The sequence below is a fragment of the Pseudomonas sp. CFBP 8772 genome, assembly GCF_014841665.1.
Lineage (GTDB): Bacteria > Pseudomonadota > Gammaproteobacteria > Pseudomonadales > Pseudomonadaceae > Aquipseudomonas > Aquipseudomonas graminis_B.
This window is the reverse complement of record NZ_JACYUI010000009.1, coordinates 78,724-93,713: the sequence shown is the minus strand read 5'-3', so window position 1 is coordinate 93,713 and position 14,990 is coordinate 78,724. Positions and strand designations below refer to the sequence as shown.

The window sequence follows — 14,990 nt, the reverse complement described above, 5'->3', positions numbered from 1 at the left end:
GTCCAACGGGTGCTCGCGGTCTGTTAGTGGGACTTGGCTTTAGCCGGGAAGGGGCCGGCTCATTCACCATCAATTTCGCGGCGCGCCCACCGACGCTTTCCCGGCTGAAGCCGGTCCCACAGATGCGCGCGTTCTGTTGGTAGGACTGGCTTTAGCCGGGAAGGGGCCGGTTCATTCACCATCAATTTCGCGGCGCGCCCACCGACGCTTTCCCGGCTGAAGCCGGTCCCACTGTATGCACGCGGTCTCCTGTAGGACTGGCTTCAGCCGGGAAGCTTTTGATCTTGCTCTTGATCTGCTTTTGCCCTTCAAACACAAAAGGTCCAGCCACCGCCAATAGCGACTTTGGTGCAGGCTGAACGCAGGTCTCGCTCCGTGGGCCGAGCGGCATGGATGCCGCGAGAGCCGCCCCCCGCCATGGATGGCGGATGGCGGCGGGCCCACGGAGCGGGACCGGAGTGAAGGAACCCTGACGAAGGAAGGGCCAAACCGAGAGCAAGCACCCTTGGTTACTTGGGGTGCCTTTCCAAGTAACTCGCCGAAGGCGAAACCGAGGCCGTTAGGCCGACGCCCTTGATCTTGATCTTAACCCCGTACAAAACCGCATCCCCGGCACCTCGATGAAGCGATGAGCCAACATCGAAACCACCACAACCGCCACCACCACCAGCAACATCAACAGGTTGTCGTTCAGCGCACTGCCCGTACTCAGATACCGCACCAGCGACCCCGGAATCTCCCCCGGTTTGTCCACCAACAGCGGATAACCGCCGAACTTCGCGGCCACCGTCAATCCCGTCGCGACGACGAAAATCACCGCCGCATGGGTCAGGTAAATCGACAGCCACAACCGGCCCAGCGCCGGAAACACCCGCACCTGCAACAGCCGCGACACCGCACCAGCCTCCCAGGCGAACACCAGAATCGCCAGGCAAAACAGCAGCGCCAGCTCAATCGTCATCGGGGCTTGGCCGTCCACCATCAGCCAGCCGATAGTCGCCAAAACCCCCACCTCAAGCACACTGCCCAGCACCACCCCCGGCGCGAAATTCCGCAGCCTCGCGTACAGCCGATACGTCACCGTGCCCGCAAAGAAACAGGCCGCGCCCCACAACACATAGCGCGTCAGCAGGACGGAATCCGCGAACAACCCGACAAACGCCAACCCCCCCAGCAGCGTGAAAATCGCCCGCGCCATCCCCGGCAGCGCGTAGCAGACCAGCCCGAAGATCAGCCACAGGTAAAACGCGACGCTGACCCACCACGACGGATAGTTGAACGACAGCGCATTGAAGCCCGGCCACCAGGCTTGAATCAGCAAAAGGTTTGGAAGAATTTCCCCAGGCGCGCGGTCACCGCTGAACGCCGGGAAATTCAACAGCAGCCCATAGCGCTCCAGCACCAGTTTCAAACACTCGAAACCGATGAAGAACACCAGCACCGCGATATGCAGCGGCATGACCCGCCCGGCGCGGGCAATCATGAAGTCGCCCAACTGCCGCGGGGTGTTCAGCGTGCCGACGTAGCGCCGGTAAATCAGAAACCCGCTCAGGGCGAAGAACAGGCCGGCGAACTGACTGGCGTTACGGAAAAACGACAACTCCGTGATGCTTCGCTCGATGTGCGAGTGATGAACAATCAGCGTCAGGGCGCAGAGACCGCGCAGGCTGTCGAGCACGAGGAATCGCTTCATCTTGAGGGTCCTTGTTTCAGATGAGTCAAGCGCGCGGGCACGCGAACAGGCGCCGGCAGGCGTGCAGGGCAGAGAACGTAAGGCTGGGCGAGCACGAAAGTTACCACCTTCGGCGCTGGGGCTGATGAGTGGCGCAAGCAGTGTGAAAAACAGGAGGTGACGCACCGCAGGCTGGAGGCAGAAGCTAACACTGGTTTCGTGAAAGTTTTGCCAGAGGGGCAGCAGTATGCCCGAACCGCAACCTCCTTCGGAACAGGCATTCATCAAGATCTGACCACCCAAGACGGGAGAATCCCTATATATGGGATAACTCGTTATATATTGAGATTTCCGGCGCAACCGGTTTATAGTCCGCTCCGCATTCACTCATTAATAACAATCAGGTGAAGCCATGCAGGCGCAATTGATCGCGCTCGATTGGGGGACGACCTCCCTTCGCGCATATCGACTCGGCGAACACGGCCGGGTACTGGAACAACGTTCGCTCAGCGCGGGCATCATGCAGTTGCCATCGACGCCTCGCTTGATCGGCGGGCAGCAGGTTTCCGACGGATTCGAACTCGCTTTCGACGAAGCCTGCGGCGACTGGCTCGACGCCGAACCGACGCTGCCGGTGATCGCCTGCGGGATGGTCGGCAGTGCTCAGGGCTGGCGCGAGGCGGTCTATCAGCAGACGCCCGCCAGCGTCGCAGCGCTTAGCTCTGCGTTGGTCACGGTGCGCAGCGTGCGCGGCGTCGACGTTCACATCATTCCCGGCATCCTGCAGCGCTCCGAGCTGCCCAACGTGATGCGCGGCGAAGAGACCCAAGTCTTGGGTATTCTCGTCGACGCGCTGCCCGCCAGCGAAGCCGCCAGACCCCTGTTGATCGGCCTGCCCGGCAGCCACTCGAAGTGGGTGAGGGCGGTGGACGGCCGGATCGAGCATTTCGACACCTTCATGACCGGCGAGGTCTACGCCGCGCTGTCCAGCCACACCATTCTCGGCCGCACGATGCAGCGCAGCGACACCTTCGACGCCGAAGCGTTTGACCGAGGCGTGGCGGTGTCGCGGTCGGCCAACGGTGCGGCAGGTCCGCTGTCGACCATCTTCAGTTGCCGCACCCTCGGCTTGACCGGCGTGCTGTCCGGCTCCGCTCAATCCGATTACCTGTCCGGCCTGTTAATCGGCCACGAAATCGTCGCGCTGGCACAGCTGCTGCGCCAGGCCGACGCGCAGCTGCCCGCCGTCATCCTGATCGGCAGCGACGCGCTCATCGCTCGCTATCAGCGCGCCCTCGATGCCAACGGTTTCGCCCAAGTGACCCTGGCTGAACAGGCCACCGAGCGCGGTCTGTGGCAGGTCGCGGTGCAGGCCGGTCTGATTCAATCCTCCTCTTCGGCCGCTGCCCGGCCCCTTCACGTAGAGAACTGACATGCTCAAGCAAGCCCTCGTGCAAAACGGTCTGGTCGCGATTCTGCGCGGCCTGCGCCCCGAAGAAGCGCCGGCCATCGGTGATGTCCTGTACACCGCCGGTTTCCGCGTCATCGAAGTGCCGCTCAATTCCCCGCAGCCGTACGACAGCATCCGCTTGCTGCGTCAGAGCCTGCCCGCCGATTGCCTGATCGGTGCGGGCACGGTGCTGACGCCGGAGCAAGTGCGCCAGGTCAAGGAGGCCGGCGGCCAGGTTATCGTCATGCCCCACAGCGATCCGAAGGTGCTGCGCGCGGCAAAAGCCGAAGGCCTGTTCCTTTCTCCGGGCGTGGCGACGCCGACCGAAGCCTTCGCCGCCCTGGCCGAAGGCGCCGACGTGCTGAAGATGTTCCCTGCCGAGCAAATGGGCCCGGCGGTGGTCAAGGCCTGGCTGGCGGTGTTGCCGGCCGGCACGGCGCTGATTCCGGTCGGTGGCATCACCCCGGACAACATGAAAGTGTTCCTCGATGCCGGTGTTTCCGGTTTCGGCCTGGGTTCGGGGCTGTTCAAGCCGGGCATGAGCGCCGAGGACGTTGCCAAGAGCGCCAAGGCCTACGTGGACGCCTGGAACCAGCACAAGCCAGCAAACAACCAGTGACCCACCCGCTCGTTGCGCCATCGAGCATGTGTTTTTGAATAAGAGAGACAAAACATGAAAATCACCAAACTCACGACGTACATCGTTCCGCCGCGCTGGTGCTTCCTGAAAGTCGAAACCGACCAGGGCGTCACCGGTTGGGGCGAGCCTGTGGTCGAGGGCCGCGCCCACACCGTGGCTGCAGCGGTTGAGGAACTGTCCGACTATTTGATCGGCAAAGACCCCCGCAACATCGAAGACATCTGGACCGTGCTGTATCGCGGCGGCTTCTACCGGGGCGGCGCCATCCACATGAGCGCGCTGGCGGGCATCGATCAGGCGCTGTGGGACATCAAGGGCAAGGCGCTGGGCGTGTCGGTCAGCGACCTGCTTGGCGGCCAGGTGCGCGACAAGATTCGGGTGTACTCGTGGATCGGCGGCGACCGTCCGGCGGACACCGCGCGTGCGGCAAAAGAAGCGGTGGAGCGTGGGTTCACTGCGGTGAAAATGAACGGCACCGAGGAGCTGCAGTTCCTCGACACCTTCGACAAGGTTGATCTGGCCCTGGCCAACGTCGCCGCCGTGCGCGATGCCGTGGGCCCGAACGTCGGCATCGGCGTCGACTTCCACGGTCGTGTGCACAAGCCGATGGCCAAGGTGCTGATGAAAGAGCTGGACCCGTATAAGCTGATGTTCATCGAAGAGCCGGTGCTCAGCGAGAACTACGAAGCGCTGAAGGAACTGGCGCCGTTGACCAGCACGCCGATTGCCCTGGGCGAGCGTTTGTTCTCCCGCTGGGATTTCAAGCGCGTGTTAAGCGAAGGCTATGTCGACATCATCCAGCCGGATGCTTCCCACGCCGGCGGCATCACCGAAACGCGCAAGATCGCCAACATGGCCGAAGCCTATGACGTGGCGCTGGCGCTGCATTGCCCGTTGGGCCCGATCGCGCTGGCCGCGTGCCTGCAACTGGACGCCGTTTGCTACAACGCGTTCATTCAGGAGCAGAGCCTGGGGATTCACTACAACGAAAGCAACGACCTGCTCGACTACATCAAGAACCCGGAAGTCTTCGACTACGACAAGGGCATGGTGAAGATCCCGAACGGGCCGGGCCTGGGCATTGAGATCAACGAAGAGTACGTCAAGGAACGCGCCGCCATCGGCCACCGCTGGCGCAACCCGATCTGGCGCCATGCCGACGGCAGCTTTGCCGAGTGGTGATTGCTCCCCGGGCTTGAGCCCGACTGATCGTTCCCACGCTCCGCGTGGGAATGCATCCCCCGACGCTCGGCGTCGACTGCCGGACGCAGAGCGTCCAGAGCAGTGTTACCACGCAGAGCGTGGGAACAATCAATTTATGACACTCCAGACCTCAGATAACCATAAAAAGAGGCACTTCCCTTGCGCACACAGACCGCAACCCAGGCGCGGGCGACCACCGCCACGCCGACCCGCAAACGCTTTTTCATCATGGTGCTGCTGTTCATTACCGTGGTGATCAACTACCTCGACCGCAGCAACCTGTCCATCGCCGCGCCCGCACTGACCAGCGAGCTGGGCATCGATCCGGTGCACGTCGGGCTGATCTTTTCCGCGTTCGGCTGGACCTACGCCGCCATGCAACTGCCCGGCGGCTGGCTGGTGGATCGCGTGCCGCCGCGCATCCTTTACACCGTCGCGCTGGCGCTGTGGTCCATCGCGACCATCTTCCTCGGCTTCGTCGGCAGCTTCATCGGCTTGTTCTTCCTGCGCATGGCCGTCGGCGCGCTGGAGGCCCCGGCGTATCCGATCAACAGCCGAGTCGTCACCGCCTGGTTCCCGGAGAAAGAACGCGCCACCGCCGTAGGCTTTTACACCTCCGGCCAATTCGTCGGCCTGGCATTCCTCACCCCTGTGCTCGCGTGGCTGCAGACCCGCTACGGCTGGCACATGGTGTTCGTGGCCACCGGTGGCGTCGGCGTGCTCTGGGCGGCCATCTGGTACATGGTCTATCGCGAACCGCGTGACTTCAAAGGCATCAACCAGGGTGAGATCGACCTGATCAAGGACGGCGGCGGTCTGGTCGACATGCAGACCGATGCCTCGAAACGCAAAAGCGGTTTTAGCTGGCAGGACCTCGGCATCGTGCTGACCAAACGCAAGCTGTGGGGCATCTACCTGGGCCAGTTCTGCCTGAACTCGACGCTGTGGTTCTTCCTCACCTGGTTCCCGACCTACCTGGTCAAATACCGCGGCATGGACTTCATCAAGTCCGGCCTGCTGGCGTCGCTGCCGTTTCTCGCAGCGTTCGTCGGCGTGCTCTGCTCCGGGTTCTTCTCCGACTGGCTGATCCGTCGCGGCTACACCGTCGGCTTCGCACGCAAGACGCCGATCATCGCCGGCCTGTTGATCTCCACCTCGATCATCGGCGCCAACTACGTCGATTCGACTCCGCTGGTAATTGCGTTCCTGGCGCTGGCGTTTTTCGGCAACGGCCTGGCGTCGATCACCTGGTCGCTGGTCTCGACCCTCGCCCCGGCGCGGCTGTTGGGGCTGACCGGCGGCACGTTCAACCTGATCGGCAACCTGGCGGCGATCGCCACGCCAATCGTGATCGGTTTCCTGGCGTCGGGTGATTCCTTTGCGCCGGCGATCACCTACATTGCCGTTCTCGCGTTGCTCGGGGCGTTGTCCTACATCCTGTTGGTGGGCAAGGTGGAACGCATCGAGTTGTGATGGCCGTGTCGATACGGAATGAGGGACGTCAATCACTTGCGCCGTGACCAACGTTTCCTTGAGAGAGGCGTGGAAGCCGGCTATGCCTTGGCATGACCGGGCTTGAGAGGTTGTCTGCATCAACGAGAGCGACCTTTCGAGCCGGTGCTCAGGCGCCCCATTGGATAGCTGCTGAACCGTTTGGAGGGACAAAATCGACCCTCCAAACGGTTTTTAGTATCGGGCGGGAGCACCCAAGCTGGCGCGGGCTTTCAGGCAGCGCTTGAGGTTAGAATGCCCAATTCAGTGACAGCCCTACACCGTGGGTTTTATCCCGGGCGCCCAGCAGGCCGTTGTAATCCAGGTTGATCCGCGCATCCCGGTTCAAGGCAAGGCTGGCGCGGGCGCCCACGACGGCGGCGTCCCGGTCCATGGACACGCTTTGCACGGCAAAGGTATTCACCCCGCTGGCAAAGACCAGGTGCTGCTCGGCCGAGGTATCGCTCAGGTTATGCTGCCAGCCCAAGGTGCCTGAGACGTCCAGCTTCTGAGTATCGGTGAGGTTGAACCGGCTACCGGCACGCATGCCCAGCGTGGATAGCACGGCGTCGCGGGTGTCGTCATTACCCTTGAGCGCGGTAGCGCCTCCCTTCTCCGTAAAGCTGTCGCTGTCGAAATGCACATAGGCCAGGTTGGCGAAGGGCTCCAGCGCCAGAGGCTGCAGGTTCAGGCGATAGGCCGCTTCGGTGAACACCTGAGTCGATTGCGCGTCGCGCTTGACCTTCAGGCGGTCGGTCGAGGTGCCCAGTTGCAGGTCTCGCTTGACGTCGATGCGGTGCCAGCTATGGGATGCACCCGCGGTCAGGCGCAACCGCCCTTCCTCGTGGCCCATGTAGGCACCGAGGTGGTAGCTATTGGCCGAGGCGCGGGAATGGGTGTCGTCACCCATGCCTAACGAGGTATCGCTGTAACCGACCATGGCGCCCAACCGGGTGTGCTCAGCCACCAGGCCGTCCACACCGGCGAGCAGGCCGCCCAGGGATGAGGTTGAGCTGGCGCTGTCGCTGCTACCGGCGTTTTTGCCCCAGGCGCCCAGGCCTTTCACCCACAGGTTGTTGTCTTCAACACCCGCGGCAGGCTGGTCATACAGCCCGTCGACGCGCAGGCGATCACCGACGGCATCGCGGACCTGGCGGCTGTCGTTGATCAACTGAGTGGCGATGGCCGGATGCACTTCGCCGGACAACTGGGTGTAGGCACGCCGAGCGGTAGCCGCATCGGGGCTCAACAGCAGCTCTTCGTACACCGCATTACCGGCCCCTAATTGCTCGGCGGCAGCCGCTACGTTGGCCTGGTTAGCGGTGTGCGCGGCGCTGGCGAAGCTGTCCGCGTTGCGCTCCAGGGCCAAGGCAACGCCCGTGCCGCTGTAGGCCAGGTTGCCATCCAGAAAGGCGTAGTTATCCAGCACCGACCCGAACTGGCCCTGCACGCCGCCAGCCGCTTGCAGCACGTTGAACTGCCGGCCGATCAGGCTGTTGACCTCGCCTGTGCTGAAGCCGGCGCCGTTTTCCAGCGAGAGGGCCATGGTCGCACCGCTCACCGTCGCCTGCCCGCCGGCGATGATGCGGTCGCTGCCAGTGGGCGACAACTCCACCGCATACACAGCGCCGGGCGCCAGATTAAGGTTCCCCGCCACCTGTAAGGTGCCCACGGAATTGCCCGGCGCTACCGTACCGCCGCGGTTGGCGGCAAGTGACGCGATCCGGCCGTTGCCGCCCAGTATGCCGGTGTCGTTGACGGTCACCGCCGAGGCCAGCGAACCATTGACCGCCAGCCGCCCTTCATTGATCAGGGTTGGGCCGCTGTAGGTGTTGGCGCCGGTCAGCACCAAGGTGCCGATACCTGTCTTGGTCAAGCCGCCATGCCCGGCTATGTCATTGCTCCACGTGTCCCGCCCGCATTGCGGCCCGCTGCAGAGGCGCTGGGTCGGTTTACCGGCATCGACCACCGCGCCTACCCCCGGCAGGTTGGCCACGAACTGGCTGTCGCCATAGGCGCCACTGATACGAAACTCAGCGGGAATATCCGCCTCGGTGACGAACATGCTCGGGCCGTTGACGGCCTTGCCCAGATTGATCATGCCCCAGCCATAGAGCGCGTCCACGCCAGGCGCGCCGAGGTCGGTGGCGGTGGTTTTCAACACGTCGGCCACCTGTGCGCCGGTCATGTAGGGGAAGCGCTCCATCAGTACCGCCATGCTGCCCGCCACATGGGGCGCGGCCATGGAGGTACCGTTTTTGTTGGCCCAGCCCACGGTCAGGTCTTGCAAGCTGGTGCCGTTAAGCACGGAGCTGTAGATCCGCGTGCCTGGCGCTGACACGCAGAAGCTGGCCGTGTAGCCGCAGCGAGAGGAAAAGGTGCTCAAGGTGTAAGGCGTGGTGCCGGCGGCCGCGGCGTTCGGGTTTTGCTGCAAGGCAGCAACCGTCAGCCAGTTGGGCGCGATCTCTGGCACGAAATACCCGAGCCCGGCCATGGCGTCCGGGTTGTTCAGGTTGTAGTCGTTGCCGGAGGCGAAAATGGTGACCACGCCGCTGCGCGCGGCATCGATGGCGCCCTGGTAAGCGCCCCCTGGGCGAGTGCCGAGGATCTGTTGGATCTGATTGAACTGCAGCTGCGCATCCTGCACGGTAAAGTGCGCAAAGGCCGGATCGCGACCGCCTTGGTCAAAGCGGTCGGTAATGCCAATGCCCCAGCTGTTATTGATGATGCGCGCGCCACTGCTGACCAATGCATTCCAGCCCGCCTGGTAAACCGCGCCGTCGTTGCCCAGCACAATGCCGTCTTCCGGGCCTGGGTCGCCGTTGTCGGCGCTGATGATCTGGGCGTTGAAGGCCACGCCGTGCATGGGCCCGCCGTCACGGTTGCCGCCCGCGATGCCGCCTACGTGGGTGCCATGGTTACCCAGCCGGCCGTTGGAGTCAGGGGTAGGGGTGCCATCGTAACGAAAGGCGTCGCCGGCCTTTACCGGGATATAGGGGTCGGTGTACTCGCGAATGCCACTGGTGACCAGGTTGATCACTTTATCCGGGCTGGCGAATTCCGGGTGCGGTGCGTACACCGGCTGATCGAAAATTCCCAGCTTCACGCCCTTCCCGGTGTAGCCGGCGGCGTAGGCCTGGTCGGCGTTGATCGCGCCCAGCCCCCATTGGGCCGTGAACTCCGGGCTGCGCCAACTGGCGACATTCCCGGCCTGGCCGGCTTCTACGTAAGGCGCAGCCTGGGCTGCACCGAGGGTGGCCAGGTAGCAGGCCAGAGCGCCGCAAGAAACGCGATTGGCTTGCCGAATAGCGTGCCGAATGGAGCTGACAGCAAGCTGTCGAGTGGTGGATGGCTTTCTCATAAATACAACTGTCCTTAGTTAGCGCACACAAAACCCCGCGCGAATGCCGTCTTGGTATCCGCGTCGTTCTTTTTCCAACAATGGGTAGGTTGAAACATTCAGCTTCAGGAAAGCGGCGGGCGAAGGCCTGGCTCGGCCTGCCGCTTTGCGTTTAGAACTGCCAGTTAAGGCTCAAGCCAATGCCGTGGCTTTTTTCACGGCTGGCCAGTTGGCCGTTGTAGTCCAGGCTAACGCTGGCCTCACGACTCAGCGCCATGCGGGCATGGGCACTCACCAGGGCCGCATCACGCACCAAGGGCGAGCTTTCGATACCAAAGCGACTGCCACCTGCCGCAAAGGCCATGTGCTGCTCTGAATCGGTATCGCTCAGGTTGTGCTGCCAGCCCAGGCTGCCGGAGAGGTCGAGCTTCTGATGATCATTGATTGCGACGGTTTTAAGCGCCCGTACGCCCAGCGTACCGAGCACGGCTTCACGGGTGTCGCTGCCGGAGGCAAGCGCTGCGGCATCTCCCTTCTCGGTGAAGCTATCCGTGCCAAGGTGCACATAGGCCAGGTTGGCGAAGGGCTCAAGCACTGCGGGCTGCAACTGAATGCGGTACGCCGCTTCGGTGAATACCTGTGCGGTTTGCGCATCGTGTTTGGTTTTCTCCCGCCCGCTGGCGTCGCCGACCTGTACATCGCGCTTGCCATCGATACGGTGCCAGCTGTAGGCACCGCCGAGGGTCAAGCGCCAGGCGCCGATTTCATGACCCAGGTAGGCGCCCAGATGGTAGGTGTCTACCGATGCACGGGAATGGGTGCCCGAGCCCATGTTGACCGAGCTGTCGCTGTAGCCGCCTACCAGGCCAAGGCGGGTGTCGTCACCTACGTCGCCGTCGACACCCGCCAGCACGCCGCTAATCGATGAGGTATAGCCAGCCGTATCGCTACGGGAATCCGTTTTGCCCCACGCGCCCAAGGCCTTGAACCACACATTGTCTTGCGCTGCCGTATTGGCATCGGCACCGAACACGCTGGCGCCCAGGCGCTCGCCAACGGCATCACGCACGTAGCGGCTGTCGTTGATCAACTGGGTAGCGACTGCCGGGTAGATCTCACCCGACAGCTGCTGGAAACTCTCCCGGGCCGAGGCGGCGCTTGGCGCGAGCAGCAGGTTTTCATACACCGCGTTGCCCGTCGCCAATTGCTCGGCGGCCGAGGCCACGGCTGCCTGGTTAGGGGTTTGCGCCACGCTGTCGAAAGCCGCCGTGCGCTCGATATTCAGGGCAACGCCGTTAGCGGCGTAGTCCAGCCGGCCGCCGAGGAAAGCGTAGTTGGAGGTGACCGCCGCGAACTGCCCGTTCACACCGTTGGCGGCTTGCAACACGTTGTACTGGCGGCCAACCAGGGTTTGGCCAGGCGTCGCATTCAAGGCCAGCGGCGTTGGGTCCAGGGCCAGGGTCATGTTGGCCCCCGACACCGTGGCACTGCCGGTGGCCACAATGCGGTCACTGGCCGTGGGCGAAAGCTCTACCGCGTAGGTTGAGCCCGGCGCGAAGGTTACGTCACCGTTCACCTGCAAGGTGCCGATGGAGTTCCCCGGTGCCACCTGCCCGCCGCTCAACGCGGTGAGGTTACCGACCTGGCCGTTGCCGCCCAAGGTGCCCCCCGCATTGACCTGCACAGCGGACGCCAGGGAGCCATTGACCGACAGCACACCCCCGTTGACCTGGGTATCGCCGCGATAGGTATTGTTGCCTTCAAGAATCAACCGGCCCGCGCCGGACTTGATCAGGCTGCCTTGGTACTGGCGCTGAGCCGCTGCCGCAGCACGGGCGGTGCCCACGGCGTAATCGGTCTGGTCCTGTTGGCTGGCGGTGCTGGCCACGCCGTTCTGCCAACCTCTGCTCACCAGAGTTTGCTGCCAGGCGGCCTGTTCGGCAGTGTCCTCGGCCTGACGCTGGATCAACGCCTGATCAGAAATATTGTTACTCCAGACATCGGTTTGGCCGGCACCCAGGGTGGCATTGAAGGTGCCCAGCAACTGGCCCGGGCCGCGCATGGCCCGTTCCAGGTTGACTACACCCCAGCCCACAGCGCCATTGGGCGCCTGGGTGACCGAACCATCGAGCTGGGTCGCGGTGGTGAGCAGCACCTGCAAGGCCTGCTCGTTGTTCATGTAAGGGTAGCGCTCCATCACCAGCGCCAATGCGCCCGTGGCATGGGGCGCGGCCATGGACGTACCGGACTTGAGCGCATAGCCGCCGCCAGGCACGGTGCTGTTGATCAGCCTACCGGGCGTGGTGATGCACCAATATTTGGCAATGCCGCACTGGTTGTAGCGCTGGGCATTGGCGCTATCCAGGCCAGACACCGCCAGCCAGTGGCCTTCCAGGTCCGGCTCGAAATAGGGCAGCGCAGACCGCACACTGGCGTTGGCATAGCCAGTATTGCCAGCACTGAAGACGTTGATCACGCCCTTGCGCGACACGTTAGCCGCTTCATCCAGCCAGGTGCCCCGGTTGTAATGCTGGGCATAGGCAGCCTGTACGCCTTGCAACGTCGCGTAGGTCACATCCGGCGGCTGGCTACCCCAACTGTTGTTAATCGCCCGAACACCGGCATCGGCCAGCGCGCCATAGGCCGCCTTGAAGTACTGCGGATCCGGGCTCGGGCCAAACAGGAAGCTGTCGCTCTGGTTGGTGTTGGCCACATAGATTTGCGCGTTGTACGCCACGCCATGCATGCCGACGCCATCACGGGCCGCGCCCATGGTCCCGGTCACGTGCGTGCCGTGGGTATCGTTATTGGGGTTGATGGCACCCGTGATGCTAAAGGGCGAACCATCTACATAGGTGCCGTTGGCGGTTACCGCATGGTAGCGGGATGGGCTGGCTTCGGGATGAGAGGGGTCGAAACCTGAGTCCATCGCGCCGATTTTTACGCCGGCGCCGGTGATACCGGCGGCATAAGCCTGGTCAGCCTGGATACGGCCCAATCCCCAGTCGCTCTTGAATTCTTCCGAGCGCCAACTGGCCGCGTCGCCTAACTTCCCCTGTTCTGCATAGTCGGCATAAGCCGAGCAGCCAAAGGTAAAAGACAACGCGCAAAGTGCGGTAGTGGTTGCGGGTTTAACGGAATAACGGACAGCATTGGACGGCTTGAACCTTCGCATCCCTGCACACCTTTTTTATTTGTTAGCTCCCTAGTGAGCGCCGTAAGAAAATAGTCCGCTGCGCAGGGGATGGCAACTTATTTGTTTCAAATTTGATACAAAGCCAACAGTAACTAAGCAGGCAGGTAATAAGGCACAAGGCGATGTGATGAGGCATCTAGACGGAGCAGGCACAATTACGGTGCATTGCGAGATAGTGGCCTTTTAGTTCCATTGTCGAAAATCCAGCGCGTTTTTTAGTTAATCTAGCGTTGGCGTATTGGCGGCTTCGCTCAGTCACGAGAGCCAGGCAGGGAGGGTAGAAAAGAGGTATTCAAATAATGAATAGTCAAACCCTAGCCTAGCCATTACTTAGCCATGCCACAACATCATCCTTGGCCAGCGTCTCGCTGTTGAGCAAGCGGCAGCCGCGCAGCCGTGGTAGTTGAGAAGGTCATGCCGGGTGCCCAAAACAGTGGGGTGCTTTGAAGTGATCATTATCGCTACAAGTGGGGGTAGCCTTTATATTTTGGCGCGTCATGGCCCAGTAACTTGGGGTCAGAGAACCTCGGGGCGCCTGAGACTTCTGGCTGCTGGTTTGCTCCGATTATTTGCGTTATGAGCAGTAATGGGTTTTAAACGCACAAGCGCGAAGGGTCTGCCGGCGCAATGATTTTATACTGGCGCAACTTTTCGTAGTGCTGGCCACGGCAAGCAATACTTCGTAAGCGGCCGGCGAATGCACCGCAAGTGAATGGCAAAGACACACTGGATTAGGCGGTACTGCCCAATTTTCTTGTTGATCGAGCAATCTTGTGGCACGCCACAATCCACTTGATGACTCCGCCGTCGCCGTTCCTCAAGTATTGGCCGCATTGTAGGAAGGAGTATAACGACGGCTTGCGATAATGCTGGCATGGGGAAAGGCTCGTAGAGCAGATCTATGGATACTGTCGGGAAGCAATAGATCTCGCGTCTAGCAAAACAGCCTGTTCAGTAATCCTTCAATGGGGGTTCCTTCGTATCCAGACCGTAATTCTTCGAGCTTCAGGACCCTACGCTCCCCGCCAAGCAGGCTGAGCCCGTGGAGCTCATTCAAGAGCTTCTGAGACGCTTCGACCTCAGGCTGCAGTGCAAGCCAGGCAGTATTCGCCCGAGCCGCCAAATCTTCAGCCTTACGACTCAGGCGTTGGGATTCGATGAGCGTGCTCGCACTCAACATGCTGTTGAGTTCTGCCTGCGTGCGCTCTAGATCGTTAAGCAACTCCGTGAAAACTTCAGCTTGGTCAAGCGCCACGGAAAGACCGTCGACATAGAGGGTGTCGTCCTGCACGCAGTAAATCCCCAACGGCCCGTCACCGCCTCCGGTGCAATCCAGCGCGAGCACGTTCCCGAGGCGTAACGGCTCTGGAATCCACGTGTGACCCGTGCAAACACGCCAAACGCCGGCGACGCCTTGACGGTAATGCTTTTTGATCCGCTCTCGCCCCCAGAGGGCTATTTCTTCGACTTGTGCGTTGTCGATATCGTTGACAAACCCCTGCCAGGACAAGCCTCTCGGTACATCCCCATGTACAACGCCCACGACCCCACGGGGTGATTCGATCTCGATGAGGGTAGGGAGGGTCTCAAGCTTGACGATGATCATCTCTTTCGACTCATCGGCGACGGTTGCCCACCAACCAGCCCCATGAGAGACATAACGAGCGTCCGGGTTTTCACGGTAAGCCCGAATCAGCATCTGTTCATGGTTACCCATTACGGTGAAAAACCACGGCTCGCCCAAAAGCTTGAGCCCGTCGAGCACGCCCGGGCCGCGATCAATGAGGTCGCCGACGCCGATGACTCGGTCAGTCTGGCTGTCAAAGCCGAGTTTGCGCAGGCCTTTGTACAAGTCGGTGGTTTTGAAGTGAATGTCACCAACGACAAAGTCACGGCCATGGTGATTTTGCGAAAGTCTCAGAACTTTTTGCCTCATGCCTGCGGAATCCTTGGTCATCGAAACGGCTTAATTATCTGCCCTCAGACGCGTGCTACCAA

General features: G+C 61.9%; 8 protein-coding genes. 4 read left to right on the top strand and 4 right to left on the bottom strand.

The window, feature by feature from the left end:
- Positions 1-559 precede the first annotated feature (559 nt).
- On the bottom strand, positions 560-1,693 hold the full coding sequence (locus IFT99_RS18470) for an acyltransferase family protein (protein ID WP_192134169.1): 1,134 nt from the start codon (positions 1,691-1,693) through the stop codon (positions 560-562).
- A gap of 391 nt (positions 1,694-2,084) precedes the next feature.
- Here IFT99_RS18470 and IFT99_RS18465 point away from each other — a divergent pair, with 391 nt between their 5' ends.
- From IFT99_RS18465 to IFT99_RS18450, 4 genes are all read left to right on the top strand, one after another.
- The gene (locus IFT99_RS18465) at positions 2,085-3,104 is read left to right on the top strand and encodes a 2-dehydro-3-deoxygalactonokinase (protein ID WP_192134167.1); all 1,020 of its coding nucleotides are present in this window, start codon (positions 2,085-2,087) and stop codon (positions 3,102-3,104) included.
- A gap of 1 nt (position 3,105) precedes the next feature.
- On the top strand, positions 3,106-3,741 hold the full coding sequence (locus tag IFT99_RS18460) for a 2-dehydro-3-deoxy-6-phosphogalactonate aldolase (RefSeq protein ID WP_065986271.1): 636 nt from the start codon (positions 3,106-3,108) through the stop codon (positions 3,739-3,741).
- 54 nt (positions 3,742-3,795) lie between these two features.
- Positions 3,796-4,944, top strand: coding sequence for a galactonate dehydratase (gene dgoD, locus IFT99_RS18455; RefSeq protein ID WP_065986272.1), 1,149 nt, complete (start codon positions 3,796-3,798; stop codon positions 4,942-4,944).
- 180 nt (positions 4,945-5,124) lie between these two features.
- Positions 5,125-6,438 (top strand): MFS transporter, encoded by a 1,314-nt coding sequence (locus IFT99_RS18450; RefSeq protein ID WP_192134165.1) that lies wholly within the window; start codon positions 5,125-5,127, stop codon positions 6,436-6,438.
- 268 nt (positions 6,439-6,706) lie between these two features.
- Here IFT99_RS18450 and IFT99_RS18445 read toward each other — a convergent pair whose 3' ends face one another.
- From IFT99_RS18445 to IFT99_RS18435, 3 genes are all read right to left on the bottom strand, one after another.
- On the bottom strand, positions 6,707-9,817 hold the full coding sequence (locus IFT99_RS18445; RefSeq protein ID WP_192134163.1) for an autotransporter domain-containing protein: 3,111 nt from the start codon (positions 9,815-9,817) through the stop codon (positions 6,707-6,709).
- A gap of 151 nt (positions 9,818-9,968) precedes the next feature.
- Entirely contained in the window at positions 9,969-12,971 is a 3,003-nt protein-coding gene (eprS, locus tag IFT99_RS18440; RefSeq protein ID WP_192134161.1) for an autotransporter serine peptidase EprS, read from the bottom strand.
- Between the two features lie 955 nt (positions 12,972-13,926).
- Positions 13,927-14,949 carry a metallophosphoesterase gene (locus tag IFT99_RS18435; RefSeq protein WP_244657013.1) on the bottom strand — a complete coding sequence of 341 codons (1,023 nt, stop codon included), beginning with the start codon at positions 14,947-14,949 and terminating at the stop codon, positions 13,927-13,929.
- Between the last annotated feature and the right edge of the window lie 41 nt (positions 14,950-14,990).

Excerpts from the sequence above, each read along its gene's own strand:
- IFT99_RS18470 (WP_192134169.1), bottom strand. The coding sequence starts at position 1,693 with ATGAAGCGATTCCTCGTGCTCGACAGCCTGCGCGGTCTCTGCGCCCTG.
- IFT99_RS18465 (WP_192134167.1), top strand. The coding sequence starts at position 2,085 with ATGCAGGCGCAATTGATCGCGCTCGATTGGGGGACGACCTCCCTTCGC.
- IFT99_RS18460 (WP_065986271.1), top strand. The coding sequence starts at position 3,106 with ATGCTCAAGCAAGCCCTCGTGCAAAACGGTCTGGTCGCGATTCTGCGC.
- dgoD (WP_065986272.1), top strand. The coding sequence starts at position 3,796 with ATGAAAATCACCAAACTCACGACGTACATCGTTCCGCCGCGCTGGTGC.
- IFT99_RS18445 (WP_192134163.1), bottom strand. The coding sequence starts at position 9,817 with ATGAGAAAGCCATCCACCACTCGACAGCTTGCTGTCAGCTCCATTCGG.
- eprS (WP_192134161.1), bottom strand. The coding sequence starts at position 12,971 with ATGCGAAGGTTCAAGCCGTCCAATGCTGTCCGTTATTCCGTTAAACCC.
- IFT99_RS18435 (WP_244657013.1), bottom strand. The coding sequence starts at position 14,949 with ATGACCAAGGATTCCGCAGGCATGAGGCAAAAAGTTCTGAGACTTTCG.